Here is a 26,070-nt window from a genome sequence, read left to right on the forward strand (position 1 = left end):
CGGTGGGGCATCAGCGTGACCGCCGGCGGCGAGGGCCGGCGGAGCCCCCGGAGGTCCGCAGTGTCAAAGGAAACCGAGAAGCAGCGGTGGCAGCGCAACTTTGCCGACCTGTTGCAGGAATTGCGGGTCGCGCAGACCGGCGTGCAGATTCTGTTCGCCTTCCTGCTGACCCTGCCGTTCAGTGCCGGCTTCGACGACACCACCCAGTTCCAGCGGGACGTCTACATCGTCGCGCTGCTGGCCGCCGCCGGCGCCACCGCGATGATCATCTCTCCGGTGGCCTTCCACCGGGCGCTGTTCCGGCAGGGACGCAAGCCGGAACTGGTGCGCTTCGCCCACCGGATGGCCAGCGGCGGCCTCGCGTTCATGCTGATCGCGATGGTGAGTTCGGTGCTGTTGATCACCGACTTCGTGCTCGCTCGACCGATCGCCTTCGTGCTCAGTGCCGTCGCCGGCCTGTGGTTCCTGACCCTGTGGATGATCCTGCCGTTCGCCCGTCGCAACTGGGGTGAGGACGACATCGACGACGACGACGACCCGAGCGGCCTGAACCAGGGCTGAGCCGGCCACTGCTGCGGATATCCGTGGCTACCATTGGGTAACGAACACGGGTAGCCTGCTGAGCAGGCGGAACAGTCCGACTGTCCGGATCGAGCCCGGGGGTTTGCCGTGGCCATCGCCGAGAATCACCGTCCGTCAGCCACCGACAGCCGTAACGCCGACCCGTCGCCGCCGACCGCGCGCCGGGCGTCCACTCCGGACGCGGCGGGCCAGGTGTCCGAGAAGGAGGCGCGTCAGGTTGCCGAGGCGGCCCGGCAGACCACCTGGGACCGGCCCAGCTTCGGCAAGGAACTCTTCCTGGGGCGGCTGCGGCTCGACCTGATCGATCCGTGGCCGCGACCGGATCCGGACGAACAGGCCCGCGGCGAGGAGTTCCTCGGCCGGCTCCGCGACTACGTCGCCGCCGAGGTGGACGGCGCGGCGATCGAACGCGACGCGCGGATCCCCGACGAGGTGTTCCAGGGGCTGGCCCGGCTGGGTGCCTTCGGTATGAAGATCGGTCGGGAGTACGGCGGGCTGGGCCTGAGCAACCTGCACTACTGCCGGGCGTTGATGCTGGCCGGCTCGGTCAGCCCGGCGATCGGCGCGCTGCTGTCGGCGCACCAGTCGATCGGTGTGCCACAGCCGTTGAAGATGTTCGGCAGCGAGGAGCAGAAGCGTCGCTTCCTGCCCCGGCTGGCCGCCGGCGAGGTCTCCGCGTTCCTGCTCACCGAGCCGGACGTGGGCTCCGACCCGGCCCGCCTGGCGACCACCGCCGAACCGACGCCGGACGGCGCCGGCTACCGGATCAACGGCGTGAAACTGTGGGCCACGAACGGCACCGTGGCCACCCAGCTCGTGGTGATGGCCCGGGTGCCGAAGGCCGAGGGGCGTCGTGGCGGCATCACCGCCTTCGTGGTCGACGGTGACGCCGAGGGCATCACCGTCGAGCGTCGCAACGCCTTCCTCGGCCTGCGCGGACTGGAGAACAGCCTCACCCGCTTCCACGACGTCTTCGTACCGAAGGAGAACGTCATTGGTGGCGAGGGCAAGGGGCTACGGATCGCCCTGAGCACGCTGACCACGGGCCGGTTGTCGCTGCCGGCGATGTGCGTCGGTGCCGGCAAGTGGGCGTTGAACGTGGCCCGGGAGTGGTCGGCGGAGCGGGTCCAGTGGGGCCGGCCGGTGGGTGAGCACGAGGCGGTCGCCCAGAAGCTCTCCTTCATCGCCGCGACCACGTACGGCATGGAGACCATGCTCGACCTCTGCTGCCTGCTCGCCGACGACGACCGCAACGACATCCGGATCGAGGCGGCGCTGGTCAAGCTGTACGCCAGCGAGATGGCGTGGCGGATCGCCGACGAGCTGGTCCAGATCCGCGGCGGCCGGGGATACGAGACGGCCGACTCGCTCACCGCCCGGGGCGAACGCCCGGCCGCGGTCGAGCAGATGCTGCGCGACCTGCGGATCAACCGGATCTTCGAAGGCTCCACGGAGATCATGCACCTGCTCATCGCGCGCGAGGCGGTGGACGCGCACCTGTCGGTGGCGGGCGACATCATCGACCCCGACGCCGGGCTCGCCCGTAAGGCGAAGGCCGGAGCCCGGGCGGGTGCGTTCTACGCGCGGTGGCTGCCGACCCTCGCGGTCGGCAAGGGGCAGCAGCCCACCGGGTACGGCGAGTTCGGCCCGCTCGCCGGCCACCTGCGTCACGTGGAACGCGCCAGCCGGAAGCTGGCCCGGTCCACCTTCTACGCGATGTCCCGCTGGCAGGGAAAGATGGAGCGCAAGCAGGCGTTCCTCGGCCGGGTCGTGGACATCGGCGCGGAACTGTTCGCGATGAGCGCGGTCTGCGTACGCGCCCGCGCCGAGCGCGACACCCGGCCGGAGAACGTGGAACTGGCCGACCTGTTCTGCCGGCAGGCCAAGGTCCGGGTCGACGCCCTGTTCACCGCCCTGTGGGAGAACACCGACTCGATCGACGTGACGGCCGCCAAGCGCATCCTGGCCGGCCGCTACGCGGCGCTGGAGGACGGCGTCGTCACCCCACCCACCGACCTGCCCTGGGTGGCCCCCTGGACCCCCGGCCCCTCCACCGCCCCCTCCGACGCCCGCCGCCGCCTCCCCCCACCCCCCAACCCCACCCCCTAACAGAGGCGCCCGCCCTGTTGATCAAGAAGTTTTGGTCCGCATCCGCGAGATTCACGACCCAAACTTCTTGATCAACGGGGGAGGGGAGGCGGTCAGGGTTGGTGGGGGTCGCGGAGGCCGAGGCGGCGGAGTTCGAGGGCGGCCAGGGCGTTGACCGTGGTGTCGTCGCCGCGTCGCCACGCCTCGGCGACGTCGGGGGCGATCCGGGTTAGTTTGCGCAGCGGCTGGCCGGCCAGCGCGCGCAGGGCCAGCAGATCCCGGCCGGCGGGCGCGGTGGCCAGCGTCGCCGCCGACCCGGCCCGGCGCATCCAACGCACCCGCAGCGGCAGCCAGCCGAACACCACGAGTCCGAGCGGCACGATCAGCAGGCCAACGGCCAGCGCCAGCGCCAACTGGTCGACCAGTTCCTGCTGGTCGCGGCCGGCCTCGGCCAGCGAACGGGCGGCACCGGCCGCCCGCTCGAAGGGTGCGGTCAGCTCGTCGCCGACCAGCGGCACCCGGCCGACCTTGCCGCCGGCCTCGGCGAGATTGTCGGCGAGGCCGGCGCCCGCACCCTCCAGCTTCTGCCCGGGTACGGCAAGTCTCTGCACCAGGTCGTGCAGCCACAGTGCGCCCCGGATCGTCGCGTACACCCAGGCGACGACGAGCAGGTCGGTGAGCAGCTGTCGCAGCGCGGTCGGGAAACGATCAGCGTAGATCTTCACGCCGGACAGCCTGCCACGCGCCCCGCCCCCGGGCACCCCGACAACCGCCCGGCAAAACTCGCCGATCTTGCAGTTGTGGTCGCCGATATGCCCGCTCTGGCAGCATCCGTCCCGACCAGAAGTGCAAGATCGGCGGGCGGCGGGCGGCGGGCGGCGGGCGGCGGGCGGCGGGCGGCGGGCGGTGGGTGGGGTGGGGTTGGTTAGCGGGCGCAGGCGGGGCAGGTGCCGAAGATCTCCAGGGTGTGGCTGACGTCGGTGAAACCGTGCTGTGCGGCGACGCGATCGGCCCAGGCCTCCACGGTCGGGCCGGCGACCTCGACGGTACGCCCACAGGCTCGACAGACCAGGTGATGGTGGTGCCCCTCGCTGCACCGGCGGTACAGGTGCTCACCGCCCGGTGGGCGCATCACGTCGATCTCGCCCGCGTCGGCCAGCCCCTGCAACGTCCGGTAGACCGTGGTCAACCCGACCCGCTCGCCACGATCGCGCAGCATCGCGTGCAGCTCCTGGGCGCTGTGGAAGCCCTCCGTCTCGGCGAGCAGGGCACTCACCGCCGAACGCTGACGAGTGTTGCGAACCGCCGTACCACTGTCGCTCATGACGTCACTCCGCTTCGCTGCGTGCCGTCATGAGGCACGTCCGCTCTGAGCCTGATGATTCGCTCGCTCCGCTCGCTCATGACGTCACTCCGCTTCGCTGCGTGCCGTCATGAGGCACGTCCGCTCTGAGCCTGATGATTCGCTCGCTCCGCTCGCTCATGACGTCACTCCGCTTCGCTGCGTGCCGTCATGAGGCACACCCGCACTGAGCCTGATGATTCGCTCGCTCATGATCCCTCCCCGGCGTGGCTGACCGCGTCCGCCACGATGTGCGCGACGTGCTCGTCGACCAGGGTGTAGGCGATCTCCCGCCCCCGCCGGGAACCCCGGACCACGCCCGCCCCACGAAGCACCCGCAGGTGCTGAGAAACCAGCGGCTGAGCCACCCCGAGCTTGTCCACCAGCTCGTGCACGCAGCGCTCACCGCCGGCCAGCTCGCTGACGATCGCCAGCCGGATCGGTGCCGAGAGGGCCCGCAGCAACTCGCTGGCACCCTCGTACGCGTCATAGCCGGATCCGCTGGTCACCCTGCAACGGTAACCAATACCGGTGCACCGCTCAGGATCAGGACCCGCCGAGCACCACCTCGTGGGGCTCCGGAGCCGGCGCGGGCTGGGGTCGGGTCCGCCGGAGCCGGCGCCAACCGGCGGCCAGCAGGGTGACCGTCACGAACGAGGCGATCGCGAGCACCACCACCGAGGCGCCGGGCGCGGTGTCGGCGAGCGCCGCCATCCAGATGCCCGCCCCGCCGGCGAACAGTCCCAGCGCCATCGCCGCCGCCATGGTGCTGCGGAACCCCCGGGTGACCTGCTGCGCGGTGGCCACCGGGACGACCATCAGCGCGCTGATGAGCAGTACGCCGACCGCGCGCATGGCGATCGTCACCGTGATCGCCGTGGTGATCGCGAGCAGCAGGTTGAGCGTGCGTACCGGCAGGCCGGAGACGCGGGCGTACTCCTCGTCGTGACAGACGGCGAACAGCGCCGGCCGCAGCCCGATCATCGCGATCAGCACCGCCGCACCGAGCACCGCGATGGTGGCGACGTCCGCCCGGGACGCCGTGCTCAATGCCCCGAACAGGTACGCGTTCAGGTTGGCGCTGGTGCTGTCGGAGAGCCCGACCAGCACCACCCCGCCGGCGATGCCGCCGTAGAACAGCAGCGCGAGGGCCAGGTCGCCGGAGGTCCGGCCGCGTTCGCGGATCAGCTCGATGACGACCGCGCCGAGGGTGGCCGCGATCACCGCCATGATCACGGGGGAGGTCTGGAAGAGCAGACCGGCACCGACCCCGGTCAGCGCGACGTGCCCGATGCCGTCGCCGATCAGCGCCAGCCGCCGCTGCACCAGGTAGATGCCGAGCGCGGGCGCGGTCAGCCCGATGATCAGAGCGCTGACCAGCGCGAGCTGCATGTACTCGTACTGGAAGAGGCTCATCGTGCGCTCCACAGCCCGGCGGGCTCCTCGGGACCGTGCGGATGCACGTGGTCGTGGTCGGGCGCCGCGTGGTGCCCGGCCGGCTCCGGCACGGCGCCGTCGTGCGCCACGAACCCCTGGTGCACGACGATCGCCCGGCCGATCACCGGACGCAGCGGACCCAGCTCGTGGGCGACGAGCAGGACGGTCCCCCCGCCGAGGGTGAAGTCGCGCAGCGCACCGGCGAACGCCTCCTGGCTGACGGCGTCCACACCGGCCGTCGGCTCGTCGAGGATCAGCAGTTCGGGCCGCCCGGCCAGGGCTCGGGCGATGAGCGTGCGCTGCTGCTGCCCGCCGGAGAGGGTACTGACCGGGTCCTTCGCCCGGTCGGCCAGACCGACGGCGCGCAGCGCCTCGGCGACGGCCTCCCGGTCGGCCCGCCCGGGTGGGCGCAGGATTCCCCGGCGGGCCAGCCGCCCGGCGGCGACCACCTCGGCGACGGTGGCCGGCACGCCGCTGCCGGCACCGAGGCGCTGGGGGACGTACCCGACCCGGTGCCACTGGCGGAACCGGCGGACCGGTCGGCCGAAGAGGGTCACCGTGCCGGCGCTGAGCGGGACGAGCCCGAGGATGGCGCGGATCAGGGTGGACTTGCCGGAGCCGTTGGCGCCGAGGAGCGCGACCACCTCACCGGCGGTCACGGTGAGCGAAACGTCACGAAGCACGGGGCGGCCGTCGTAGCCGACCACCCCGTGCGTGACGGTGATGACGTCAGGTGTCACGAGCAGCTCAACGCCGTCCTCAGGGTTTGCAGGTTGGTACGCATCACCGAAAGGTAGTCCCCGCCGCCCTCGGCTGACAGGCCCTCGATCGGATCCAGCACGGCGGTCTGGGCGCCGACCTCGCGGGCGATGGTCTCGGCCACCTTCGGGCTGACCAGCGTCTCGAAGAAGATGGTGGTGGCCTGGTGCTCCCGGGCCTCCTCGGTGACCTCGGCCAGTCGCTGCGGGGACGGCTCGTTCTCCGGGGTGAGTCCGGTGATGCCGATCTGCTCCAGCTGGTACTTCTGCGCCAGGTAGCCGAACGCGGTGTGGCTGACCACGATCTCCCGACGCTGGCAGGTCTTCAACCCCTCGGCGAACTCCGTGTCCAGCTTCTCCAGCTCGGTACGCAGAGTGGCCGCCCGCGCGGTGTAGTCACCGGCCCGGTCCGGGTCGACCGTGCCGAGCCGCTCGGCGAGCTTGTCGCCGATGGTGGCCAGTCGGGTCGGGTCGAGCCAGACGTGCGGGTCCTTGGCCCCCTCGGACGCCTCCTCGGCGTGCTCCTCCTCGGCGTGCTCCTCGCCTTCGGCGTGCTCCTCGCCCTCGTGGTCGTGGTCGTGGCCACCGGCGGTGGCGTCCAGCAGGGGCTCCACGGTCGCCACGTCGAAGGCGCGGTCACCGGCCTGCTGCTCGACCGCCTCGTCCACGGCGGGCTGGAAGCCGTGCAGGAACAGGACCAGCTCCGCCTCGCTGATCTGGCCGACCTGGCCCGGGTTCAGCTCCAGGTCGTGCGGCTCCGCACCGGGGCGGGCCAGGCTGGTCACGGCCACGGCGTCGCCGCCGATCCGCTCGGCGAGGAACTGCAACGGGTAGAAACCGGCCACCACGTCGACCCGCTGCGGGTCGGCGCCGGCCGGGCTGTCGTCGTTCGAACAGGCGGTGACGCCGGTCAGGGCGAGCAGGGCGGCCGTGGCGGTGGCCAGGGCGCGCGGGGCGGAGCGGAAGGTCATGTCCTCGACTTTCCGCGACAACGACAATGATTGTCAAAAACGCATGATTGCATGTCAGAGCAGCTTCACCAGGCCGGCGGTGATCAGCAGGGTCAGCACGATCAGCCGGATCGCCCGGGTCTGCGGCGTCTGTACCGACCAGGTGGTCACCAGCAGGGCCGCCAGCGCACCGGCCAGCAGCAGCGTCACCAGCCCGCCGATCACGCCCGGGGCGAAGAACGCGACGAGCGCGAGGGCGAGGGTGACCAGGAACACCGTCGTCGGGTTGGTCCGGGCCAGTCGGGCGGCGATCCCAGGCTGCGTACGCTGCATTCCACAGACTCTACGAGGAGGAGGAGCCGGTGCTGGTGACCAACCGGTTCGTGGTCGACGAAGACGTCGCCGAGGCGTTCGCCGCCCGGGCCCACGCGGCCCTCGCGGCGCTGGCCGCCCGGCCCGGCTACCAGCGCGGACAGCTGGTCCGGGCACTGGACGACCCCCGTCACTGGTGCCTGGTCACCGAATGGGAGTCGGTGGGCACCTACCGCCGCGCCCTCGGCGGATTCGACGTGAAGATCACTGCGGTGCCGCTGCTCGCCGAGAGTCTCGACGAGCCGTCCGCGTACGAGCCGTTGGCGACCGCCGTACCGGGCGGGGACGTGGTCACGGTGGCCAGCGACCGGGCTGCGGGTCCTTACCGCTGAGTCGCCGGGCACTACGCTGGCTCCTATGACCGCTCCCGGACCGGCAGCCCCACCGCCAGACCCCTCGCTGCCCGGCCAGCAGGGACCTCAGGCGGCGGGCGAAAGCGGCCCGCCGGCCGCCTCCGGCCTGCCGTCCACTGACGGCACCGGTGCCAGGCCCGCCGCCGAGACCGCCGGGTCGCCGCCCACCGGCCCGACCACGTCGCCCGGCACCGACCCGGTGCCGGACGCCAACCGACAGCCGCCGGGCCAAATGCTGCCCACCTCGCCGTCCGCTGGTCAGGTGCCGTCCGTCCCGTCGTCCGATCCGATGCCGTCCGGTCCGCAACAGGGTGCGCCGGTGCCGCCGCCCGGGCCCGGGGTGGCACCGCCGTTCGCGGCACCGCCGACCGAGGGAGGTCGGTCCCGGCTCTGGCTCGGTCTCGGCGCGGGAGCGCTGGCCCTGCTGCTCTGTTGCGGCGGTGGCGGCACCGCGGTCGTCGGCCTGCTGGTCAGTGGGGTGCAGGCGATCGAGGAGCAGGGCCGCACGGTCTCCGGCGACTACTACCGGGCCCTCTCCGACGGTGACTACGGGCGGGCGTACGACCAGCTCTGCGAGGACGCCCGGCGGCGCGAGTCCCGGCAGGAGTTCGAACGCCGCTCCGCCGCCGAACCGCAGATCTCCTCCTACCGGGTCGGCGAGGTGGACACCACCACGCTCACCGTGCCGGTGGAGGTGACCTACCGTGGCGGCGGCCAGGAACGCCAGCAGGTCGTGCTCGCCCAGGATCCGCAGACCGGCGGCATGGAGGTCTGCGGAGTCAACTGACCGGCCGCAGGTAATGTGCTGGGTTCGGGACCGCACCGGTCGTACCGTGGTCCCGAACCGTCCCCGCCGACCGTGACGTCCCCGCCGACCGCCAGTCGGCGTAGGAGGAAAAATGCCAGCCGACCGTATCGACGCCGTCGTCAGCCTCGCCAAGCGCCGAGGCTTCGTCTTCCCCTCCAGCGAGATCTACGGAGGCACCCGGTCGGCCTGGGACTACGGTCCGCTCGGCGTGGAGCTCAAGGAGAACGTGCGCCGGCAGTGGTGGAAGACCATGGTCCAGCAGCGCGACGACGTGGTCGGTCTGGACTCCGCGGTGATCCTCGCCCGGGACGTGTGGGCCGCCTCGGGGCACCTGGAGGCCTTCGTCGACCCGCTGACCGAGTGCCAGTCCTGCCACAAGCGGTTCCGCGCCGACCATCTTGAGGAGGCGTACGAGGCCAAGCACGGCCGTCCGCCGACCTCGCTGGCCGAGCTGAACTGCCCCAACTGCGGTAACAAGGGCACCTTCACCGAGCCCCGGATGTTCAACGGCCTGATGAAGACCTACCTCGGCCCGGTGGAGAGCGACGAGGGTCTGCACTACCTGCGGCCGGAGACCGCCCAGGGCATCTTCGTCAACTACCGCAACGTGGAGACGGTCGCCCGCAAGAAGCCGCCGTTCGGCATCGCGCAGACCGGTAAGTCGTTCCGCAACGAGATCACCCCGGGCAACTTCATCTTCCGTACCCGCGAGTTCGAGCAGATGGAGATGGAGTTCTTCGTCGAGCCGGGCAGCGACGAGCAGTGGCACGAGTACTGGCTCGCCGAGCGCTGGAACTGGTATCTCGACCTCGGTCTGTCGGAGAACAACCTGCGCTTCTACGAGCACCCCAAGGAGAAGCTCTCGCACTACTCGAAGCGCACCGTCGACATCGAGTACCGGTTCCAGTTCGGCGGCACCGAGTTCGCCGAGTTGGAGGGCATCGCCAACCGCACCGACTTCGACCTGTCCACGCACAGCAAGCACTCCGGCGTCGACCTGTCGTACTTCGACCAGTCCAAGGGCGAGCGGTGGATCCCGTACGTGATCGAACCGGCCGCCGGCCTCACCCGCGCGGTGCTGGCCTTCCTGCTCGAGGCGTACGACGAGGACGAGGCGCCGAACACCAAGGGCGGCGTCGACAAGCGCACCGTGATGCGTTTCGACCCGCGACTGGCCCCGGTCAAGGTGGCGGTGCTGCCGCTGTCGCGTAACGAGGCGCTTTCGCCGAAGGCGAAGCAACTCGCCGCGGACCTGCGCAAGCGCTGGGTGGTCGAGTTCGACGACTCGCAGGCCATCGGTCGCCGCTACCGCCGGCAGGACGAGATCGGCACCCCGTTCTGCGTCACCGTCGACTTCGACACGCTCGACGACAACGCGGTGACCGTGCGCAACCGGGACACCATGACCCAGGAACGGATCGGCCTGGACCAGGTCGAGCGCTACCTGCTCGACCGTCTTCCCGGCTGCTGATTTCCGCCCCGCCCGGGCCCGCCGGCCGATCCGGCGGCCCGGGACGGGCGCGACGGTCGAGCCGACTGGCATCCATGGCCAATGATGTCTTCAGGCGGACGTATCCGCACGGAGACGACGAAGGGCCGACGACGTGGAGCCGGAAGCACGCGAGGAGATCTTCGAGCGGGCGCGGGAGCTCTCCACCCGGCCGGCGGGCTGGCGGCAGGCGGACGCGCTCTGGCTGCGGGTCATCGAGGCGTACCGGCAGGCGGTCGCGGGTGGCCGGGCCGACCGGCACGATCAACGCCAGCTGGCCCGGGCCCTGTGGCGGCACGGCATGGTGTTGGCCGGCATGGGCCGCCACGAACGGGCGAAGGAGGCGGGCCACGAGGCCATCGTGCTGTTCGCGGAGATCCATCAGGCGGTGAAGGCGGAGCATCCGGATCCGACCCAGCCGCGGCGGGACGAGGCGCTGGCCGAGCTGATCACCGCGTTTGTGGACTCCGGCGAGTCGGCGTTCGTGGCCGGCAGCCCCGGTGTCCGGCTGCAGTTGCTGGAGAAGGCGATCGAGATCGGTCTGTACACCGCCGGTCCGGCACCCGGTGCGGGGCCGCGCACCCGCGCGGCGATGGCCACCGCCTACCACAACTACGCGAACGCTCTGCTGCACCGCCATCAGGAGCAGGGTGCGGCGTCCGATGTCCAGGAGGCGGTGCTTGCTGGTTCCCGGGCGACGGAGCTGCGCCTGAAGGCGCTCGACCCGCATCAGCCGATCACCATCTGGGAGCTGGCCAACACGTACTCGATCTACGCGCCGGCGCTGCTGATGATCGGCGACGTCGAGCGTGCCCGGTTGGTGGTCGATCAGGGCCTCCAGCTGACCGAACTGCTCGGTATGGCCGGGCTGGAGATCCGGCAGAAGCTGGCGGGGACGGCGGAGCTGATGCGCGGAGCCTCGGGGCCCGATCGCGGAGGTAGCCGGTGGCCGTGGCAACGGCGCTGACCACGGCCCCCGTACCCTTGAGCGGTGGAAACCGCCCTCCCTCCCGCCGCCGACCGGCCGTCGCTGAGCATTGGGCCGCACCAGGTGTGGCCGCCGGTGGTGCTCGCCCCGATGGCCGGCATCACAAACGTCGGCTTTCGCCAGCTCTGCCGGGAGCAGGGCGGCGGCATCTACGTCTGCGAGATGATCACGACGGTCGCCCTGGTCGAGCGGAACCCGAAGACGCTGCGGATGATCGCGTTCGGGGCGGACGAGCGCCCGCGCAGCCTCCAGCTCTACGGCACCGACCCGGAAACCGCCGCCGCCGCCGTGCGGATCGTGGTCGAACGGGACCTCGCCGATCACATCGACCTGAACTTCGGCTGCCCGGTGCCGAAGGTGACCCGTCGCGGTGGCGGCGCGGCACTGCCCTGGCGGCGGCGGCTCTTCGCCCGCCTGGTGCGCGCCGCGGTGGACGCCGCGTCACCCGCCGGGGTGCCGGTCACGGTCAAGATGCGCAAGGGCATCGACGACGACCACCTGACGTACGTCGAGGCGGGGCTGGCCGCCCAGGAGGCTGGCGTCGCCGCGGTCGCCCTGCACGGTCGTACGGCCGCGCAGCGCTACTCGGGCACCGCCGACTGGGATGCCATCGCGACCCTGAAGCAGGCGCTCGACGTGCCGGTGCTCGGCAACGGCGACATCTGGGAGGCCGACGACGCTCTGCGGATGGTGGCGCACACCGGGGTCGACGGCGTGGTCATCGGTCGCGGCTGCCTCGGCCGCCCGTGGCTCTTCGCCGACCTGGAGGCGGCGTTCAACGGCTCGCCGCAGCGCCGGCTGCCCACCCTCGGCGAGGTCGCGGTGACCATGCGCCGGCACGCCGAGCTGCTGGTCGAGCAGTTCACCGCCGGCGCCCGCAATCCCGCCCGGGGTGAGCGGGACGGCTGCACCGACTTCCGTAAGCACGTGGCCTGGTACCTCAAGGGTTTCCCGGTCGGCAGCGAGCTGCGCCGCTCCCTGGCGATGATCGACAGCCTGGCCCAGCTCGACGACCTGCTCGGCAAGCTGGACCCGGCCGTGCCGTTCCCGGTGGAGACGTTGGGTCAGCCGCGCGGTCGCATCAACTCACCGGGCAAGGTTTTCCTGCCCGACGGCTGGCTGGCCAGCCGCGACGACGACACCGTTCCCGAGGGCGCCGAGCTGGACGACTCCGGCGGCTGACCCCGCCAACGCCGGGTTCTCGCAGCCACCAACCCGTCACCGCGGCGTCCGGTCGCCGCCTGCCTTGCGGCGTCCACCGCCTGTCGCCGTGGCCGCCCGCCGCCCGCTGCCCGCTGGCGGTGAGCCAGCAACATCGGGGATGTTGCTGGCTGGCCGTGGCGTGACACAGCAACATCCCCGATGTTGTCGTCTTCCCGGGGCCGGGGCGGGGCGGGGGGTGGTCGGGGCGGGGCGGGGGTTGGTCGGGGTGGAGGTGGGGACGACGAAGGGCCGGCCCCGGGTGGGGTCGGCCCTTCGTGGTGTTGGGGTTGTCAGGAGGTGGCGCTGTAGCCGCGGGTGGCGATCCAGTCGGCCAGGGTGTCGATGTTCATCCGGTAGGAGGCCTGGGTGGGGTCGGCGGAGTCGGCGATGGTGACGGTGTCGCCGCCGTCGCGGTAGCCGACGATGCTGATGTAGTGGCCGCCTTCGAAGCTGTGGGTGGTGCCGTCGGTGTCGGTGGCGGTGCCGGCGATGTTGGCGACCACGGCGCGGCCGTTGTCGACGGTGGCGACGATGTCGTCGCGCAGCTTGTCGGTCTGCTTGTCGTCGGCCTTGGGGCTGGCGATCTCGACCGAGCGGTAGACGTCCTTGCCGGTCTCCTTGTTGAGTACCGGGGTGATGTCGTTGATGGAGTTGGTGCCGGCCTCGGTGGTGCGCATTTCCTTGGCCATGGTGTCGACGTCGATGTTCTTGCCCTGCACGCTCAGGGCGTTGCGGGCGGCGGCGGGGCCGCAGTAGTAGAAGTTGGGCTGGGCTTCGTAGCGGACGCCGAGTTCGCGTTCGCCGCCGGGCTTGCGGTCGGCCTGGATGGCGGCGGGCTTGGTGGCCGGTGCGGCGTGGGCGGCGACGGCGGGGCCGGCGATGCCACCGGCGGTGGCGGCGGCTGCGGCGATGGTCAGGGCGGTCTTGCGCAGGATGGTGGTAGCCATGATGATCTGCACCTTTCGGTCGGGGGTGCGCGCGGCGGTGCCCGCGTGGGGGGTGCGGGTGGGCCGTGCGGAAAGGGGATGATCGTTGCTACGCGCTGTCCGGCGGGTCGGTGCCCGGGACGTGGTGTAACGCCGGGTGGGCCGGGCCCATTCCCGTAGGCTCGCGGGCCGGGGATGTAACGCCGGGTGGGCCGGGGGTGATTCCAGGGGGCTCGCGGCCCGGCCAGGTGTAACGCCGGGTGGGCCGGGGTCATTCCGGGGGCCTCGCCGGGGGAGGCGGCTGGCACTGCGGATGTTCCGGGGGGTGTAACGCCCGGCGGCGGGGGGTCATTCCGACCCGGGCCGGGGGCGGCGCTCGGAGGCGCTCGTGGTTACGCCATGTACAACCACCGGACCGGGCCCACGATTCCGCCGGTGCGGTGACCGACGCCACCACAAAGAGGCCGAAACCGGATATCCGGTGCAGGTGGCAACCGAACTGGTTACTCGTCAGCTCATCGCCTGCCGGTGAAGCCGGCGGTGCGGAGTGATCCGGGCGCTGGGGTGCTTTGGGGTGATTGTCGTGGTCTGGTGGGTGGCTGGCGGAGCGGTGGAGCGCGTCACTCCTGGCCGGGCGCTGTTCCTGGGCGGACTGGCGGGTCGCTCGAAGGGCTGACCGGCGGGTGCTCGAGCGGGTCGCCGCTTGGCGACGGCCTGCGCGGGGCGGGCACCGGCATTGCCGGAGCCGACCAGGGCAGCTCGGGAGAGCGGTGGTACGCGATGCCCGCGGTGGCCCAACGGGGGCCGTGCTGCGCGAGCCGCCGCCGGAACGAGTCCCAGTCGTGCGTCGAGCGGGGAGACCAGCCCAGCTCGGCGATGGCGGGCAGCCGGGGGAGCAGCATGTACTCGATTTCGGCGAGGGTGGTCACCGACTCGGTCCACAGCGGCGCCTCGACGCCGAGCACCGCCTCGGCCGGTACGCCCACCAGGTGGGTGGCCGGATCCCAGTCGTACGCCCGGCGTACGTCGATCAACCCGGCCCAGTCGTGTCCGATCGGGGTGTCCGGGGCGTACTTCATGTCGAGATACGCGTGGTTGCCGGGGGAGAGGATCAGTCGAGCGCCCCGGCGTACCGCCTCGGCGGTCACCGGGTCGTCGCCGGTCGTGCCCCACCACTGCAGGATCCGCCCGTCGCAGTGGGAGGCCGGGGCGATCTGGTGCCAGCCGATCACGTCCCGGCCCAGCCCGGCCACGATGCGTTGCGTCCGGTCGACGAAGCCGGCGTACACCTCGGCGGGCACCTTGAACGCCTCGTCGCCGCCGATGTGCAGCCACCTCCCGGGAGTGAGCGCGGCGATCTCGCCGAGCACGTCGGCGACGAAGTCGTAGGTGCGCTCGCTGGCTGGATCGACGTAGCTGAAGCCGACCTCGGTGCCGGTGTACGGCGGCGGCGCGACCCGGTCGGGGGCCAGCTCGCCGTACGCGGTCAACGCGGCGTTCGTGTGACCGGGCAGGTCGATCTCGGGGATCACGGTGATGTGCCGGTCGGCGGCGTACGCCATGATCCGTCGGTAGTCGGCCCGGGTGTAGTACCCGCCGGGGGCGTCGCCGACCGCACCGGCCCCGCCGACGGTGGCCAGCCGGGGCCAGGAGTCGATCGCGATTCGCCAGCCCTGGTCGTCGGTGAGGTGCAGGTGCAGCCGGTTGAGCTTGTACCGGGCCAGGTGGTCGATCACCCGCAGCACGTCGGTGACGCCGAAGAAGTGCCGGGCCACGTCGAGCATCGCGCCCCGGTGCGGATAGCGGGGACGGTCGAGGATCGACCCGCCGGGCAGCACCCAGCGTTCGGTGACCGGGGTGGCGCTCTCGACGGCGGCCGGCAGCAGCTGTCGCAGTGTCTGCACCCCGTGGAAGAGGCCGGCGGCGGTGCCGGCGGCGATGCGTACGCCGTCGGTGCCGATGTCGAGCCGGTAGCCCTCCGCGCCCAGGGCCACCTCGTCGGTCAGCACGAGGGCGATGCCGCCGGCCGGGACGGGCGCGGTGGTGTCGGCCACCGGCAGCGGGTATCCGGTGGCCGGACGCAGCAGCGCGGCGAGCTGCCCGGCGACGGCCACAGCGGCCGGATCGGCGCTGACCCGGATCACCGCGTCGACCGAGAGCAGGTAGTCGCCCGAGGCGTCCGGCTCGACCCGTTCCGGCGCGGGCACCACGTCGCCCAGCCGGGCCGGTGCCGGCGGTGCGAGCAGCGCCGCCGCCTTGCGCTCCGCCGCCCGGGCCAACTCCTCGGCGGTACGCCCGGAAGCCTGAGCCGCGTCGTCGGCACCCGCGGCGGTCTCGGCCTCGGCGTTCGTCCGGGCGGCGAGCCCGCCACCAGCGCCGCTCCGGTCCGCTGCGGCGGTCTCCCGCTGCGGGGCGGGCGCTGCCTCGGCGGGGGCGGTGACGGCGGCGGGGCGGGTCGGGTCGAGTGGTTCCGGTGCGGTGCTGGACGGGGTGGACACGAGAACTCCCGAGGGGGTGTATTCGCGGCGGTTGTGGCAATGGTGCGAGGTGATCACAGAGCGTGCCGTCTAGCGTACGGGGAGGCCGGCAATTGCGTGAATGTGCGCGTGGAACCGTTCCCAAAAACTGTCACGAACGCGAAGAGTCGTGATTGCTGTGCCTATTGTCACCGAATGCTCCCGGGCCGCGCGTTGTTCGCTTAGCCTTCGCCCACCGATCGGCACGACTCCCCGGATTACCAGCCAGTGGATTCGGGGTATCAGAAAACTGAACCTTCGTTAAGTGTCAGTCCGGGCGCGTGGGAGGCTCTGGTGGCAGCGCAAGAGACGGTTGAGCACAAGTACGTCTACGACTTCGCCGAGGGCAACAAGGACCTCAAGGACCTCCTGGGCGGCAAGGGGGCGAACCTGGCCGAGATGACGAATCTCGGCCTGCCGGTGCCGCCCGGCTTCACCATCACCACCGAGGCGTGCAAGGCGTACCTCGGCACGGGTACGGAACCGGCCGGACTCGCCGACCAGATCACCGCGCACCTGACGGCGCTGGAACGCGAGATGGGCCGGCGGCTGGGCGACCCGGACGACCCGCTGCTGGTCTCGGTACGCTCCGGGGCCAAGTTCTCGATGCCGGGAATGATGGAGACCGTGCTCAACGTCGGTCTCAACGACCGCAGCGTCGAGGGGCTGGCCCGGCAGGCCGGCGGCTCGACCGGCCAGCCCGCCTCCGGCGGCGCGGACCGGTTCGCCTGGGACTCCTACCGGCGGCTGATCCAGATGTTCGGCAAGACCGTCTGCGACGTGCCGGGTGAGGAGTTCGAGCACGCGCTCGACGAGGCCAAGCGCGCCAAGGGCACCGACCTGGACCTGGACCTGGACGCGGACGACCTGCGCGGGCTGGTCGACGCGTACAAGAAGATCTTCACGAAGCACACCGGGCGGGAGTTCCCGCAGGAGCCGCGCGAACAGCTGGACCTGGCGGTACGCGCGGTGTTCGACTCGTGGAACGCCGAGCGGGCGGTGGTCTACCGCCGGCAGGAGCGCATCCCGGCGGACCTCGGCACCGCCGTCAACGTGGTGGCGATGGTCTTCGGCAACCTCGGTCCCGACTCCGGCACCGGCGTCGCCTTCACCCGCGACCCGGCCAGCGGTGCCCAGGGCATCTACGGCGACTACCTGGCCAACGCGCAGGGCGAGGACGTCGTCGCCGGCATCCGCAACACCGTGCCGTTGCAGGAGCTGGAGCGGATCGACAAGGACTCCTACGACGAGCTGCTCGACTACATGGCCCGGCTGGAGCGGCACTACCGCGACCTGTGCGACATCGAGTTCACCATCGAGCGCGGCAAGCTGTGGATGCTCCAGACCCGGGTCGGCAAGCGCACCGCCGCCGCCGCGTTCGTCATCGCCGGCCAACTCGTCGACGAGGGCCTGATCGACCTCGACGAGGCGCTGCACCGGGTCAACGGCGCGCAGCTGGCCCAGTTGATGTTCCCGCGCTTCCAGCTCGACCACGACTTCCAGCCGGTCGCCGCCGGGATCGGCGCGTCACCGGGCGCGGCGGTCGGCAAGGTGGTCTTCACCTCGGCCCGCGCGGTCGAGCTGGCCGCCGAGGGCGAGGCCGTCATCCTGGTCCGCCGGGAGACCAACCCGGACGACCTGAACGGCATGATCGCCGCCCGGGGCATCCTCACCTCGCGGGGTGGCAAGACCAGCCACGCCGCCGTGGTGGCCCGGGGGATGGGCAAGACCTGCGTCTCCGGCGCGGACGAACTGGACATCGACGTGCCGAAGCGGCGGTTCGTCGTGGCCGGGCACACGGTCACCGAGGGCGATGTCGTCTCCATCGACGGCACCACCGGCAAGGTGTACCTCGGTGAGGTGCCGGTCAGCCCGTCGGAGGTGGTGCGCTACTTCGAGGGCGAACTCGACCCGGCAAGCACGGACGACGCCCTGGTCAAGGCGGTGCACCGGATCATGTCGCACGCCGACGCCAGCCGGCGCCTGGCGGTGCGTACCAACGCCGACACCGCCGCCGACGCGGCCCGGGCCCGGCGCTTCGGCGCCGAGGGCATCGGGCTGTGCCGCACCGAGCACATGTTCCTCGGCGACCGTCGCGAGCTGGTGGAACGACTGATCCTGGCCCGCGACCCGGCCGAACGGGAGGAGGCGCTCGCCGCGCTGTTGCCGTTGCAGCGGGCCGACTTCGTGGAGATCTTCCGGGAGATGAACGGTCTGCCGGTCACCGTCCGGCTGATCGACCCGCCGCTGCACGAGTTCCTGCCGCCGCTGGAACAGCTCGCCGTCAACGTGGCGGTCGCCCAGGAACGCGGCGAGGACGTCGCCAAGGAGGAGGCGCTGCTCGCGGCGGTACGCCGGATGCACGAGGAGAACCCGATGCTCGGGCTGCGCGGCGTACGCCTGGGCCTGGTCATCCCCGGCCTGTTCGCGATGCAGGTCCGGGCGATCACCGAGGCGGCCGTGGAGTGCACCCGCCAGGGCGTCCCCGCCTGCCCGGAGATCATGGTCCCGCTGGTCGGCGCGGTGCAGGAGTTGGAGACGGTACGCGCCGAGGCCGAGCGGATCATCGCCGAGGTGGTCGGCGGCAGTGACGTCGACGTGCTGATCGGCACGATGATCGAGGTGCCCCGGGCGGCGTTGACCGCCGGGCAGATCGCCGAGGCGGCCGAGTTCTTCTCCTTCGGCACCAACGACCTGACCCAGATGGGTTGGGGCTTTTCCCGCGACGACGTCGAGGGGGCGTTCTTCTGGCGCTACCTGGAGCTGGGCATCTTCGGCATCTCACCGTTCGAGTCCATCGACGCCGACGGCATCGGCCGGCTGGTCCGCATCGCCGCCGAGGAGGGGCGGGCGGCCCGCCCGGGGCTCAAGATCGGCGTCTGCGGTGAGCACGGCGGAGACCCCGACTCGGTGCACTTCTTCCACTCCGTCGGATTGGACTACGTCTCCTGTTCGCCGTTCCGGGTGCCGGTGGCGCGGCTGGAGGCCGGCCGAGCCGCGATCGTCACCACCGGCTCCGACAGCCGCTGACCGCCCACCCCGCCAGGTCGGGAGGCAGCAACATCGGGGATTTTGCTGTGTCGAGCCGCATCGAGGCAGCACCATCCCCGATGTTGTCGCCTGTCGCGGGTGTCCGGGGTGGTAGTGGCGGTCAGATTGGGGGGCGGCGCCAGGTGATGGACTGCGCGCGGCGGGGGCGCTGGTTCGGCAACGTGGCCATCGGGGTGCGCACCGCCAGCGGGGCGTGCGGATCCGCCTGGTGGGGCAGCAACGTCGGCTGGCGGCAGGCGGCCAGGGCCGGGCCGGTACGCCGGACCACCGCACGGGCCTCCTCGCGCAGCGCCGCCAGATCCGCCCCCGGTGCGGTGACCAGGGTCAGCAGGGCGTCCCGCCCGGCCGGGTAGGTGACCACGCAACCGGCCGCGGTGTGCACCACGGACTCGTGGAACTCGCCCTGCCGTACGGTGGCCGTCATCCGGTGCCCGAGACCGAAGCTGGCCGCGGCCAGCGCCGCCAGGTGAGTGGCGTCGGTCGTGGGCAGGTCGCTGGAGATGAGCAGGCCGTCCGTGCCGGCGAGAACCGTGCCGGAGACCTCGGGACGGCGTCGACGCAGCCCGCGCAGCTCGGTGCCCATCATCGTTTCCGCGTTCACGATCGTGTCTCTCCCACCGGTCGTGTCTCGCCGCAACAGGTGACGTTCCGCAGTGGCGACGCTACCCGTGCACGTCGATGAGTGCGATCCCGTCACCGTCGGCAATCGGACGACAACTCTCGTCTGATCGGAGGATGTGGACCCGCCGGGGGCACGTCGTCGGCGCGCCGAACCGAGCCCCCGGGCGTAACCTGACTTCGCCCGTGGACCGTCGTTTCGCGAAGGGGTGGCCGGATGGGATCCCGTACCGAGTTGTCAGAGGCTGTCGGTGTCGCGGCGGCGGTGTCCGCATGACCGCCGTGTGGGAGAGCCTGACCGTCGACGCCCGTGATCCGGGCCGGCTGGCCCGCTGGTGGGCCGAGGCGCTCGGGTACCAGGTGGTCGAGGAGCGGCCGGACGAGGTGGAGATCCGGCAGAGCGCGGATCGGCTGCCGGGCATCGTCTTCGTACCCGTGACCGGGGCCAAGGCCGGCAAGAATCGGCTGCACCTCGACCTGCGGCCGACCGACCGGGAGGCCGAGGTGGAGCGGCTCGTCGACATGGGGGCCCGGCACGTCGACATCGGCCAGGACGGCGACGACTGGACGGTGCTGGCCGACCCGGAGGGCAACGAGTTCTGCGTGCTGCGGCAGCGTGGGGATTGACTGCCGCGTCCGGTGAGCCGGACGCGGCGCGTCGGGTCGCGGAGCCGGTCAAGGATCCGGAGCACGGCCGGTCCCCGTACGAGCGGGATCGGGCCCGGGTGCTGCACTCGGCGGCGTTCCGCCGGCTGGCCGCGAAGACCCAGGTGCACACGGCCGGCACCGACGACTTCCTGCGTACCCGGCTGACCCACTCGCTGGAGGTGGCCCAGATCGCCCGGGAGATGGGCGCCCGGCTGGGCTGTGATCCGGACGTGGTGGACACCGCCGGGCTGGCCCACGACCTCGGGCACCCGCCGTTCGGGCACAACGGCGAGGGCGCGCTGGACGAGTTGGCCGCCGACTGCGGTGGGTTCGAGGGCAACGCCCAGACGCTGCGGGTGCTGACCCGGCTGGAGGCCAAGGTGTACGCCCCGGACGGCACGTCCGCCGGGCTGAACCTGACCCGTGCCTCGCTGGACGCGGTCGGCAAGTACCCGTGGGCCCGGCAGCCTGGCCGGCGCAAGTTCGGGGTGTACGCCGACGACCTGCCCGCCTTCGCCTGGCTGCGGCAGGGTGCCCCGGCCGGCGAGCGGCGGTGCCTGGAGGCGCAGGTGATGGACTGGGCCGACGACGTGGCGTACTCGGTGCACGACGTCGAGGACGGCATCCACGGCGGTTACCTCACGCTGGAGCCGTTGCTCGCCGACCCGGACGAGCGGGCGGCGCTCTGCGTCGACGTCGCGGCCGTCTACTCGACCGAGTCGCCTGACTACCTCGACGAGACGCTGACCGGACTGCTCGCCGACCCGGTGCTCGCCCCGTTGGCCGGCTACGACGGCAGCCATCGGGCCCAGGCCGCGCTCAAGGCCACCACCAGCGTGCTGACCGGTCGGTTCGTGGCGACCGCCGTCGCCGCCACCACCGAACGCTTCGGCCCGGGACCACACCGACGGTACGCGGCCGACCTGGTCGTACCCCGGCCGTTGCGGGCCCGGTGCGCGCTGCTCAAGGGCATCGCCCTGCGCTACGTGATGCGTCGGCCCGGTGCCCAGGGCCGCTACCGGCGGCAGCGGGAGATCATCGCCGAGCTGGTGGCGACCCTGACCGCACGGGCACCGGAAGCGCTCGATCCGGTTTTCGCCCCGCTGTGGCGGGACGCACCCGACGACGGCGCGCGACTGCGGGTGGTGATCGACCAGGTGGCCTCGCTGACCGACCCTGCCGCCCTGGCCTGGCACGACCGTCTGATCGGAAGCTGACATCGTGGCCCGGGGCTGAACGGCGCGCGCGAGTGAGGTTAGCCTAACCGAATGACGGATCGCCCGAAGAAGGTCACCTCCGCCCTGGTACTGCGCACCTGGCGGCCCACCCCGCACGTGGTCCGGCTGGTGCTCGGCGGAGAGGAACTGGCCGGCCTGCCGGTCGGCGAGTTCACCGACCACTACATCAAGATTGTCTTTCCGGTGGCCGGGATCGACCACCCGCGCCCGATCGACCTCGCCGCCATTCGTCGTGACCTGCCGCGCGAGCAGTGGCCCCGGCTGCGCGCGTACACGGTTCGCGCCTGGGACGCGGCGGCCGGGGAGATGACCGTCGACGTGGTGCACCACGGCGACGAGGGGCTGGCCGGTCCGTGGGCGGCGGCGCTGCGCCCCGGCGACGAGGTGCTGTTCGTCGGCCCGGGTGGGGCGTACGCGCCGAGCCCGGCGGCCGACTGGCACCTGCTGGTCGGTGACGAGAGCGCTCTGCCGGCGATCGCCGCCGCCCTGGCCCGGCTGCCCGTCGGTGCGCCCGCGCACGTGTTCGTCGAGGTCGACGGCCCGGCCGACGAGCAGCCGCTGCCCAGCCCCGGCGCGGTGCGGCTGACCTGGCTGCACCGGGGCGTACGCCCGGTGGGTGAGGCGTTGGTGGCCGCGGTGCGTGAGCTGGAGTTCCCGCCCGGCACGGTGCACGCCTTCGTGCACGGTGAAGCGTCGTTCGTCCGTCAGTTGCGTCGCCTGCTGCGGGTGGAACGGTCGGTTCCCCGCGAGTGGCTGTCCATCTCCGGCTACTGGCGCAAGGGCCTGGACGACGAGGGCTGGCGGGCCACCAAGGCCGACTGGAATCGCCAGGTCGAGGCGGACGAACAGCCGCGTCTTCCCGTGCCGCTCGGTTGACCTTGCGGTCGACAACCGGCAAGGTGGCACCCCAACACGCCCTCTGAACGGCCGAAAGTCGGCTCTCCGGGGGTGATTGACCGGAATGTCGGAGCACGACGGCAGGGGAACGGGAGGATGGTCAGGGGTGACCATGAGCGAGCAGGTAGACGAGAAGACCGCCGAACCGGGCGGTAAGGGCAGCGCGATCGACCCGATCGTGCTCGGCCTGGGCGTCGGCGGGGTGCTCGCCGTGGTGCTCTGGGGGGCGCTGGCCCGTGACTCGCTGGCAAGCGTCGGCGAATCGGGTCTGGCCTGGGTGATCGACACGTTCGGCTGGTTCTTCGTGGTGGCGGCAAACGCCTTCCTGGTGCTGGCGGTGGTGCTGGCGCTGTCCCGGTTCGGTCGCATCCGCCTCGGCCGGGACGACGACGAGCCGGAGTTCAGCACGCTGGCCTGGATCGCCATGATGTTCAGCGCCGGCATGGGCATCGGCCTGGTCTTCTTCGCCGTGGCCGAGCCCATCCAGCACTACGCCACACCGCCACCGGCGACCGGCGTCGAGCCGCAGACCGGGCAGGCGGCGTCGGCGGCCATGCAGTTCACCCTCTTCCACTGGACCCTGCACCCGTGGGCGATCTACGCGGTGGTGGCGCTGGCGCTGGCGTACTCGACGTTCCGTCGCGGCCGGCAGAACCGGATCTCGGCGGCGTTCCGGCCGCTCATCGGCGACCGTGCCGACGGCGCCGTCGGTCAGGTCATCGACCTGCTGGCCGTCTTCGCCACCGTCTTCGGCTCCGCCACCAGCCTCGGGCTCGGCGCGCTCCAGGTCGCCGCCGGCCTCGACCTGGTCGCCGGGGTGCCGGACAGCACCGCGGTGGAACTGGTGGTGATCGGGGCGCTGACGCTGGCCTTCGTCATCTCCGCCTTCACCGGCCTGCACCGGGGCATCAAGTGGCTGTCCACCACGAACGTGGTGCTGGCCGTGGCGCTGATGCTCTTCGTCTTCGTGGTCGGGCCGACCATCTACACCCTTGAGGTGCTGCCCGCCTCCATCGGCGACTACCTGAGCAACCTCGTCTTCATGTCCACCCGGACCGGGGCGTTCTCCGACCCGGCCTGGCTGGGCGGCTGGACGATCTTCTACTGGGCGTGGTGGATCTCCTGGGCGCCGTTCGTCGGCACCTTCATCGCCCGCATCTCCCGGGGTCGAAGCGTGCGGCACTTCCTGATCGGGGTGCTCCTGGTGCCCAGCGGTGCCAGCGCCGTCTGGTTCGCGATCATGGGTGGCAGCGCGCTGCGCGTGCAGGCCACCGGGGTACGTGACCTGGTCGCGGACGCCTCCACCAGCAGCGAGCAGGCACTGTTCGGTCTGCTCGACGCGCTGCCGCTGGCGGCGTTGACCGGCGTGCTGGCCATGGTGCTCATCGCGCTGTACTTCGTCACCAGCGCCGACTCCGCCTCGCTGGTGCTCGGTTCGCTGACCTCCCGGGGCGCGCTGCGCCCGCACCGGCTGGTCGTGGTCAGCTGGGGAATCCTGATCGGCGCGGTCGCCGCCGTGCTGCTGCTCGTCGGTGGACTTGACGCGCTGCAACAGGCCACCATCATGGTGGCGTTGCCGTTCGTGGTGGTGATGCTCGGGCTGGCCGTGGCCCTGGTCAAGGACATGGCCCGCGACCCGCTGCTGGCCGCCCCGGCACGTACCCGCCCGCACGGCCTGGCCGACGCGGTGCGCGCCGCCCGGTCGTACGAGGAGGAGGACCCGCCGCCGGTACGCCGCTACCTGCGTCGCCGCCCCCGCTGACCGTTCCTACCCGCCCGCCGCGCCGTTCCGCCGCTGTGCCGGAACGGCGCGGCGTCGGTGTTCGCACCCCGCGTCGACGGTGTCGGCAAGGGTGCATCCGCCGTCGGAGACGTCACCAAGGGGCCCTTCCGCGCGTCGCGGGCGGGCAGGGCAGGATGTAGGTCGAGGAGGTGGCGGCATGGCGGGGCGGATCCGGGACGAGGACATTGCGCTGGTCCGCGAGCGTACGTCCATCGCCGAGATCATCTCCGACACCGTGACGCTCAGGTCGGCCGGCGGCGGCAACCTCAAGGGGCTCTGCCCGTTCCACGACGAGAAGAGTCCCTCGTTCAACGTCTCGCCCGCCCGCAACGTCTGGTACTGCTTCGGCTGCGGCGCCGGTGGCGACGCCATCAAGTTCCTGATGGACGCCGAGCATCTCAGCTTCGTCGAGGCGGTGGAGCGCCTCGCGGCCCGCGCCGGCCTGCAACTGCGGTACGTGGAGGACGACCGTTCCGCACCCCGACCGAACCGTCCGCAGCAGGGGCAGCGGCAGCGGTTGGTCGCCGCGCACGCCGCCGCCGTCGAGTTCTACAGCGCGCAGTTGGCCACGGCCGGCGCGCGTCCCGCCCGCGAGTTCCTGGCCGAGCGCGGCTTCGACCGGGCCGCCGCGCAGCGGTACGGCTGCGGCTTCGCCCCCGACGGATGGGATCTGCTCACCAGGCACCTGCGTCAGCGTGGCTTCAGCCACGACGAACTGGTCACCGCCGGGCTGTCCCGCCCGGCCCGCTCGGGCAGCCTGATCGACCGGTTCCGCCGCCGGCTGCTCTGGCCGATCCGGGACCTGACCGGCGACGTGATCGGCTTCGGTGCGCGCAAACTCTTCGCCGACGACGACGGCCCGAAGTACCTGAACACCCCCGAGACACCGATCTACAAGAAGTCCCACGTGCTCTACGGCATCGACCAGGCCAAACGGGAGATCGCCAAGCAGGGACGGGTGGTGGTGGTCGAGGGCTACACCGACGTGATGGCCTGCCACCTGGCCGGCGTACCGACCGCCGTGGCGACCTGTGGCACCGCGTTCGGCGCCGACCACATCGGCGTGCTGCGCCGGCTGCTGCTGGACACCGACGCCGTCGCAGGCGAGATCATCTTCACCTTCGACGGGGACGCGGCCGGGCAGAAGGCCGCGCTGCGCGCCTTCGACGACGACCAGCGTTTCGTCGGGCGTACCTTCATCGCGGTCAGCCCCGACAACATGGACCCGTGCGAGCTGCGACTGGCAAAGGGCGACCTGGCCGTACGCGACCTGGTCGCCCGCCGCGAGCCGCTCGTCGACTTCGCGCTGCGCCACGTGATCAGCCGGTACGACCTGGACACGGTCGACGGTCGGGTCGAGGCGATGCGGCGCGCCGCGCCCCTGGTGGCGAAGCTCAAGGACCGGGAGAAGCGCCCGGAGTACGTCCGCAAGCTCGCCGGTGACCTCGGCATGGAGATCGAGCCGGTGCAGCGGGCGGTGCTGACCGCCGCCTCGGGACGGCCGGCGGACGGTCCGTCCGCCCGGCCCGCCCGGGTCGAGCCGAGTGTGGACAGCCCGCAGTCGATGGTGGAGCGGGAGGCGTTGAAGCTGGCCCTCCAGGAGCCGGTGCTGGCCGGGCCGATGTTCGACGCGGTCGAGGCGGCCGACTACCGGCACCCGGTGCACGTGGCCGTCCGGCGGCGATCGCCGCGGCCGGCGGGGTCGCGTCGGCGGCCGGCGGCGCGGTGTGGATCGAGGCGGTACGCGACGCCTGCGACGATCTCGCCGCCCAGGCCCTGGTCGGTGAGCTGGCCGTGGAACCGTTGCGGATCGACGGCGAGCCGGACCCCCGCTACGTCTCGATCACCATGGCCCGGTTGCAGTGGGGGTCGGTCACCGCACGGATCCGGGAGCTGAAGTCCCGGATCCAGCGGATCAATCCGGTGAACAACAAGGACGAGTACTTCGCCGCCTTCGGTGAGCTGCTCTCGCTGGAGCAGCACGCCCGTGCCCTGCGCGAGCAGGCGGCGGGAGGGTTGTAGG

The 26,070-nt window shown here is 71.7% G+C and carries 22 protein-coding genes and 1 pseudogene; 13 read left to right on the plus strand and 10 right to left on the minus strand.

From position 1 onward, the window contains the following. Positions 1–60: 60 nt before the first annotated feature. Together ENC19_RS24555 and ENC19_RS24560 are read left to right on the plus strand one after the other, a co-directional pair. Positions 61–561 (plus strand): DUF6328 family protein, encoded by a 501-nt coding sequence (locus ENC19_RS24555; protein ID WP_164449433.1) that lies wholly within the window; start codon positions 61–63, stop codon positions 559–561. Positions 562–774: 213 nt separating this feature from the next. Then, positions 775–2,691, plus strand: a complete 1,917-nt coding sequence (locus ENC19_RS24560; RefSeq protein ID WP_328824379.1) for an acyl-CoA dehydrogenase family protein — start codon at positions 775–777, stop codon at positions 2,689–2,691. Between the two features lie 92 nt (positions 2,692–2,783). On the opposite strand, the gene ENC19_RS24565 is transcribed toward ENC19_RS24560, so the two are convergent. The 7 genes from ENC19_RS24565 to ENC19_RS24595 form a co-directional block, all read right to left on the minus strand. After that, entirely contained in the window at positions 2,784–3,395 is a 612-nt protein-coding gene (locus tag ENC19_RS24565; RefSeq protein ID WP_164449434.1) for a hypothetical protein, read from the minus strand. Positions 3,396–3,595: 200 nt separating this feature from the next. Then, positions 3,596–3,994, minus strand: coding sequence for a Fur family transcriptional regulator (locus tag ENC19_RS24570; protein WP_164449435.1), 399 nt, complete (start codon positions 3,992–3,994; stop codon positions 3,596–3,598). A gap of 227 nt (positions 3,995–4,221) precedes the next feature. After that, positions 4,222–4,521 (minus strand): ArsR/SmtB family transcription factor, encoded by a 300-nt coding sequence (locus ENC19_RS24575; protein ID WP_093407467.1) that lies wholly within the window; start codon positions 4,519–4,521, stop codon positions 4,222–4,224. A 37-nt stretch (positions 4,522–4,558) separates the two neighbouring features. Next, positions 4,559–5,428 (minus strand): metal ABC transporter permease, encoded by an 870-nt coding sequence (locus ENC19_RS24580; protein ID WP_164449436.1) that lies wholly within the window; start codon positions 5,426–5,428, stop codon positions 4,559–4,561. Beyond that, the gene (locus ENC19_RS24585; protein WP_164449437.1) at positions 5,425–6,189 is read right to left on the minus strand and encodes a metal ABC transporter ATP-binding protein; all 765 of its coding nucleotides are present in this window, start codon (positions 6,187–6,189) and stop codon (positions 5,425–5,427) included. Before ENC19_RS24585 ends, ENC19_RS24580 begins: the two co-directional genes overlap by 4 nt. Then, a complete protein-coding gene (locus ENC19_RS24590) occupies positions 6,186–7,178 on the minus strand; it encodes a metal ABC transporter substrate-binding protein (protein WP_164449438.1) in 993 nt (330 codons plus the stop codon). Before ENC19_RS24590 ends, ENC19_RS24585 begins: the two co-directional genes overlap by 4 nt. Before the next feature lie 54 nt (positions 7,179–7,232). Beyond that, positions 7,233–7,490: a hypothetical protein gene (locus ENC19_RS24595; protein WP_164449439.1), complete on the minus strand. Its 258-nt coding sequence runs from the start codon at positions 7,488–7,490 to the stop codon at positions 7,233–7,235. A 29-nt stretch (positions 7,491–7,519) separates the two neighbouring features. On the opposite strand from ENC19_RS24595, the gene ENC19_RS24600 reads away from it, so the two are divergent. The 5 genes from ENC19_RS24600 (at position 7,520) to dusB (ending at position 12,349) form a co-directional block, all read left to right on the plus strand. Beyond that, entirely contained in the window at positions 7,520–7,861 is a 342-nt protein-coding gene (locus tag ENC19_RS24600; RefSeq protein ID WP_164449440.1) for an antibiotic biosynthesis monooxygenase, read from the plus strand. 310 nt (positions 7,862–8,171) lie between these two features. Further along, the gene (locus ENC19_RS24605; RefSeq protein WP_164449550.1) at positions 8,172–8,669 is read left to right on the plus strand and encodes an Rv0361 family membrane protein; all 498 of its coding nucleotides are present in this window, start codon (positions 8,172–8,174) and stop codon (positions 8,667–8,669) included. 112 nt (positions 8,670–8,781) lie between these two features. Next, on the plus strand, positions 8,782–10,161 hold the full coding sequence (locus ENC19_RS24610) for a glycine--tRNA ligase (protein ID WP_164449441.1): 1,380 nt from the start codon (positions 8,782–8,784) through the stop codon (positions 10,159–10,161). Between the two features lie 133 nt (positions 10,162–10,294). Further along, on the plus strand, positions 10,295–11,146 hold the full coding sequence (locus tag ENC19_RS24615; RefSeq protein WP_164449442.1) for a hypothetical protein: 852 nt from the start codon (positions 10,295–10,297) through the stop codon (positions 11,144–11,146). Between the two features lie 24 nt (positions 11,147–11,170). After that, the gene (gene dusB, locus ENC19_RS24620; protein ID WP_164449443.1) at positions 11,171–12,349 is read left to right on the plus strand and encodes a tRNA dihydrouridine synthase DusB; all 1,179 of its coding nucleotides are present in this window, start codon (positions 11,171–11,173) and stop codon (positions 12,347–12,349) included. 311 nt (positions 12,350–12,660) lie between these two features. Here dusB and ENC19_RS24625 read toward each other — a convergent pair whose 3' ends face one another. Together ENC19_RS24625 and ENC19_RS24630 are read right to left on the minus strand one after the other, a co-directional pair. Next, entirely contained in the window at positions 12,661–13,317 is a 657-nt protein-coding gene (locus tag ENC19_RS24625) for a C39 family peptidase (RefSeq protein ID WP_164449444.1), read from the minus strand. Positions 13,318–13,916: 599 nt separating this feature from the next. Continuing rightward, positions 13,917–15,794 (minus strand): beta-N-acetylhexosaminidase, encoded by a 1,878-nt coding sequence (locus ENC19_RS24630; RefSeq protein ID WP_328824371.1) that lies wholly within the window; start codon positions 15,792–15,794, stop codon positions 13,917–13,919. A 312-nt stretch (positions 15,795–16,106) separates the two neighbouring features. On the opposite strand from ENC19_RS24630, the gene ppdK reads away from it, so the two are divergent. Next, complete coding sequence (gene ppdK, locus ENC19_RS24635; RefSeq protein ID WP_164449445.1) at positions 16,107–18,842, plus strand: pyruvate, phosphate dikinase; 2,736 nt, start codon at positions 16,107–16,109, stop codon at positions 18,840–18,842. 121 nt (positions 18,843–18,963) lie between these two features. Here the strand turns inward: ppdK and ENC19_RS24640 are convergent, their stop codons facing one another. After that, positions 18,964–19,464, minus strand: coding sequence for a roadblock/LC7 domain-containing protein (locus tag ENC19_RS24640; RefSeq protein WP_164449446.1), 501 nt, complete (start codon positions 19,462–19,464; stop codon positions 18,964–18,966). Between the two features lie 290 nt (positions 19,465–19,754). Here ENC19_RS24640 and ENC19_RS24645 point away from each other — a divergent pair, with 290 nt between their 5' ends. The 5 genes and pseudogenes from ENC19_RS24645 (at position 19,755) to dnaG (ending at position 26,069) form a co-directional block, all read left to right on the plus strand. Then, the gene (locus ENC19_RS24645) at positions 19,755–20,108 is read left to right on the plus strand and encodes a VOC family protein (RefSeq protein ID WP_164449447.1); all 354 of its coding nucleotides are present in this window, start codon (positions 19,755–19,757) and stop codon (positions 20,106–20,108) included. Further along, on the plus strand, positions 20,105–21,346 hold the full coding sequence (locus ENC19_RS24650) for a deoxyguanosinetriphosphate triphosphohydrolase (RefSeq protein ID WP_164449448.1): 1,242 nt from the start codon (positions 20,105–20,107) through the stop codon (positions 21,344–21,346). Before ENC19_RS24645 ends, ENC19_RS24650 begins: the two co-directional genes overlap by 4 nt. A 51-nt stretch (positions 21,347–21,397) precedes the next feature. After that, positions 21,398–22,243, plus strand: coding sequence for a siderophore-interacting protein (locus ENC19_RS24655; RefSeq protein WP_164449449.1), 846 nt, complete (start codon positions 21,398–21,400; stop codon positions 22,241–22,243). Between the two features lie 199 nt (positions 22,244–22,442). Then, positions 22,443–24,026 (plus strand): BCCT family transporter, encoded by a 1,584-nt coding sequence (locus ENC19_RS24660; RefSeq protein WP_408058109.1) that lies wholly within the window; start codon positions 22,443–22,445, stop codon positions 24,024–24,026. A 178-nt stretch (positions 24,027–24,204) separates the two neighbouring features. After that, positions 24,205–26,069 (plus strand): annotated as a pseudogene (dnaG, locus tag ENC19_RS24665) (DNA primase). Position 26,070: the final 1 nt, after the last annotated feature.

It is taken from the genome of Verrucosispora sioxanthis (genome assembly GCF_010560025.1).
Taxonomy (GTDB): domain Bacteria; phylum Actinomycetota; class Actinomycetes; order Mycobacteriales; family Micromonosporaceae; genus Micromonospora; species Micromonospora palythoicola.

What these genes read in the sequence shown, in the direction of transcription:
- ENC19_RS24570 (WP_164449435.1), bottom strand. Translation starts at nt 3,994, where the DNA reads ATGAGCGACAGTGGTACGGCGGTTCGCAACACTCGTCAGCGTTCGGCG.
- ENC19_RS24580 (WP_164449436.1), bottom strand. Translation starts at nt 5,428, where the DNA reads ATGAGCCTCTTCCAGTACGAGTACATGCAGCTCGCGCTGGTCAGCGCT.
- ENC19_RS24645 (WP_164449447.1), top strand. Translation starts at nt 19,755, where the DNA reads ATGACCGCCGTGTGGGAGAGCCTGACCGTCGACGCCCGTGATCCGGGC.
- ENC19_RS24610 (WP_164449441.1), top strand. Translation starts at nt 8,782, where the DNA reads ATGCCAGCCGACCGTATCGACGCCGTCGTCAGCCTCGCCAAGCGCCGA.
- ENC19_RS24655 (WP_164449449.1), top strand. Translation starts at nt 21,398, where the DNA reads ATGACGGATCGCCCGAAGAAGGTCACCTCCGCCCTGGTACTGCGCACC.
- ENC19_RS24605 (WP_164449550.1), top strand. Translation starts at nt 8,172, where the DNA reads ATGCCGTCCGGTCCGCAACAGGGTGCGCCGGTGCCGCCGCCCGGGCCC.
- ENC19_RS24595 (WP_164449439.1), bottom strand. Translation starts at nt 7,490, where the DNA reads ATGCAGCGTACGCAGCCTGGGATCGCCGCCCGACTGGCCCGGACCAAC.
- ENC19_RS24625 (WP_164449444.1), bottom strand. Translation starts at nt 13,317, where the DNA reads ATGGCTACCACCATCCTGCGCAAGACCGCCCTGACCATCGCCGCAGCC.
- ENC19_RS24590 (WP_164449438.1), bottom strand. Translation starts at nt 7,178, where the DNA reads ATGACCTTCCGCTCCGCCCCGCGCGCCCTGGCCACCGCCACGGCCGCC.